The 2,475-nt window shown below is 69.7% G+C and carries 4 protein-coding genes and 1 pseudogene; 2 read left to right on the top strand and 3 right to left on the bottom strand.

Going from position 1 to position 2,475, the window contains the following annotated elements; translation table 11 throughout:
- Positions 1 to 168: 168 nt before the first annotated feature.
- Entirely contained in the window at positions 169 to 462 is a 294-nt protein-coding gene (locus ACWGIU_RS35480; protein WP_453712208.1) for a hypothetical protein, read from the bottom strand.
- 62 nt (positions 463 to 524) lie between these two features.
- On the opposite strand from ACWGIU_RS35480, the pseudogene ACWGIU_RS35475 reads away from it, so the two are divergent.
- A pseudogene (locus tag ACWGIU_RS35475) lies at positions 525 to 827 on the top strand (cobalamin biosynthesis protein CobW); the annotation flags it as partial.
- Between the two features lie 175 nt (positions 828 to 1,002).
- Here ACWGIU_RS35475 and ACWGIU_RS35470 read toward each other — a convergent pair.
- Together ACWGIU_RS35470 and ACWGIU_RS35465 are read right to left on the bottom strand one after the other, a co-directional pair.
- The gene (locus tag ACWGIU_RS35470) at positions 1,003 to 1,260 is read right to left on the bottom strand and encodes a hypothetical protein (protein ID WP_453712207.1); all 258 of its coding nucleotides are present in this window, start codon (positions 1,258 to 1,260) and stop codon (positions 1,003 to 1,005) included.
- Positions 1,250 to 1,507: a hypothetical protein gene (locus tag ACWGIU_RS35465; protein ID WP_453712206.1), complete on the bottom strand. Its 258-nt coding sequence runs from the start codon at positions 1,505 to 1,507 to the stop codon at positions 1,250 to 1,252. The genes ACWGIU_RS35470 and ACWGIU_RS35465 overlap by 11 nt, the downstream gene beginning before the upstream one ends.
- Positions 1,508 to 2,096: 589 nt before the next feature.
- On the opposite strand from ACWGIU_RS35465, the gene ACWGIU_RS35460 reads away from it, so the two are divergent.
- A complete protein-coding gene (locus ACWGIU_RS35460; RefSeq protein WP_453712205.1) occupies positions 2,097 to 2,459 on the top strand; it encodes a hypothetical protein in 363 nt (120 codons plus the stop codon).
- The last annotated feature ends 16 nt before the right edge of the window (positions 2,460 to 2,475 follow it).

Here is a 2,475-nt window from a genome sequence, read left to right as displayed (position 1 = left end):
CGGGCGATCTCGCGGACCTGTGCCGGCTGCTGGGCGATCTGCTGCGGCGTACGGGCCGGGTCGAGGCGGCCATGGACGCGTACCGGACGGGCCTGGGGCACCGGGCGGCGCCCGGCACCACCACCCTGGGCCCGGCGCCCGCCGCGCCGGCGGTGCGGCCCGCCCCGGTCAGCGGTTCTCGGCGGGCTGCGGGCCCCCCAGAATGAGGGTCCGGGTCGCGGCCGCCGCCACGACCGCGAGTACGGCGGCCGGCAGGAACGCCGGGGTGATCGCCGGGGTGCAGGCGTGCGACGCAGTGTCGAGCAGAGCCTGGCCGACGGCGCCGCCGACGCGTTCACCGGTGCGCGCGGCCTCGCCGACGGAGCCCTGCACGGCGGCGGCGCTCGGGCCGTCCGGCTCCAGGACGGGCAGGCTGCCCCGCCAGAGCATGGCCGCGGTGGACCCGAGGATGCCGACACCCATGGCCGAGCCGAGTTCGTAGCACGTCCGTCGGCGGGCTCCACGGCGACGCCCGCCGCAGCGCGGTGCGGGAGCTGCTGGTCGCCGTACCGGGCAGCGTCGCCCTCCACCACGACCTGACCATGGCGGCCGAGGGGACTGCACGACGCCTGGTGCGGGACGCCTCGGGCGAGCTGTCCCGGGGCGGGGCCCCGCTCGTGAACGACTGCGCGTGCTGCGCGCTGCGCGCGGACCTGCTCCCGGAGCTGTGGCGCCTCGCCGGGGACTGGCTGACCCGGCTCGCCGTCGTCGAGTTGTGGGATTCCGTCGAGCCGCGCGCCATGGCCGAGGTCGTGGCCGCGCACGGCGGCGAAGCCCTCGACCTCACCACTCCCCGCGCGTGCGGGGTCGACACTTTCTGAGCTGCGGTCTCTTCCGCCCAGGTGACTGTTTTCGTTCAGTTACTCAGGGGCGGAGAGGACCAGCCAGTACAACCCGACGGCCTCACCTGCAGCAGACACCGCCCCGGGCCCGAACGGATCCGAGGGCACTGCTGTTCCGTGTTCAGGCTTCGATGTACGCCACGATCGTAATGGTCCGCAAGGCGGTCACGTAGTAGATGACCCGGACTTCATCGATCTCGTCCGCGTAGTCGCGCAGCAGGGTATTGGGCACTTCGGTGCCCAGTTGGGGGTTGACGCTGATGGCTACGATCGCGCGGTCCAGGCGGTGCGTCTCGCTCGCCGTGAGCTTGGCCAGCTGGGTGAGGGCGGGCTCCACCATGACGACGCGCGAGCGGCGGACGGAGGGGTCAGGCGACACGGGGTTGCCCGTCCGCGAGGCGGGCGAGGTGGGCGTCGCGGGCCGTTCGCCATAGGACTCCGGTCTCCGGGGCGGGGTAGCCGTGGGCGGCGATGTCCTCCAGAACGGAGGGGAGGACGTCGACCTTCGCCCGCTGGTCGGCCGCGTGCGCGAGGACGGACGCGGCAGCATGCTCGTCGACGGGCAGGCGTTCGGGCACGGGCGCGGTGGCCGGCTGCTGACTGATCCGGGACTCCTGCACTGTCATGGGGTGTGGTGTCACCACCGTATCGCGCAGCCAGGATCCGACTCCAGCCGAACGATTCTCGCAGGCAAACACCCTCCATACCCGACGTATACGCATCCTGGCGGACACCAAGCGAGCGGACCGCGCCCGGGCCGCCCCACGTAGGAGATCGCGTCCGAACACCGGCCACTCGGCCAGGTCGCCCTGGGGGCGCTCTGCCGGTTCGCACGGGCCGTGACCCCGGCGGGGCGGAGGTAAGCGCGGCCCTTCGATGGTGTAAGCCTGCTCGCATGGCTTTCCGCGCGCTCCCAATCACCGCAGGTCACAAGGCTCTTCCTCGTTTCCAGAAGGACTGTCAACAGGCATCAACCGATGGATCCGGGCTAAGCCGAACCTCCCTGAGTGCTCAACTCCGTTCAATGGAGGCAAAGTTACCCTGATCAAGATCTGATCACGATGCGGGAATCGTCGTTGCTGACGGCTCGCCGCGAGGCCGATGCTTAAAGCACCCCTCCACCCCCGAAAGGGGTCACCTGCGGTGCCCTGACCCGGCCCGCGTTAAGACTGACGGACACACCGGTGGAGAAACGGTACGGGAAGCGGAGAAATTGTGAAGTTCGGAATGCGTGCGGCAGTACTGACCGCCGGAACGGCTCTGACCCTGTGGGGGTTCGGCGCCACCGCCCAGGCCGCCATCCCCACGTCCACCACCATCGCCACCAGCGGCGTTGAGGCACTGGGCACCATCCAGTGCCGCCCGGACAGTCACAAGTACACGGTGAAGAGGATCGCGCCGGTCCGTAAGGGCCCGTCCCTCAATGCCGCGCAGATCGACGTCCGCTACCCCGACAATGAGGTACGCAGCTATAACGAGTGCGTCAATGGCGGCAAGATCTTCATCTGCATCGCAAGCTGCCACGTTTCGGACGAGGGCATTCGTGGACAGTGGATGTTCCGCGGCGACGTTCGCTGATTTACCTTTCACATAT

Source organism: Streptomyces sp. NPDC054840 (assembly GCF_053611065.1).
Note: the sequence above shows the minus strand (reverse complement) of the source record. Positions and strands in the feature narration are given on the sequence as shown.